Source organism: Grimontia sedimenti (assembly GCF_011045095.1).
In the GTDB taxonomy this organism is placed as follows: Bacteria; Pseudomonadota; Gammaproteobacteria; order Enterobacterales; family Vibrionaceae; genus Enterovibrio; species Enterovibrio sedimenti.
Genome location: NZ_JAALDL010000070.1, coordinates 1 through 358, shown reverse-complemented (window position 1 = coordinate 358; position 358 = coordinate 1). Strand labels below are relative to the sequence as shown.

Genomic DNA, 358 nt, shown 5'->3' with positions numbered 1-358 from the left:
TTCAACATCCGGTGGTGACTTTGAAGCGCAGCCCACCGCACCAGCTGCGGTGGAAACTACCATCAATGATGGCACCACCACCGACGCACCAACCCTGACGCTGACTGGCGATGCGTCAGTGAATGAAGGTGAAGCGGCCAGCTACACCTTGACCCTCTCGGAAGCGCCAACTGCTGATTTCACCGTGACTATCGTCGTGGGACACAAGACCACCGAAGATGGCGATGTCACGCCGGTGACCCGCGATGTGGTGATCGCCGCAGGCACCACGTCCACTGACTTCACCGTCGACACCCTGGATGACAGCCTCAACGAATCGGCAGATGACGATGTCTTTACTGTGTCTGTAGATTCAACA

General features: G+C 57.3%; 1 protein-coding gene. It reads left to right on the top strand.

The window, feature by feature from the left end:
* On the top strand, positions 1 to 358 hold a 358-nt coding region (locus G5S52_RS23560), incomplete at both ends, for a hypothetical protein (RefSeq protein ID WP_165018903.1).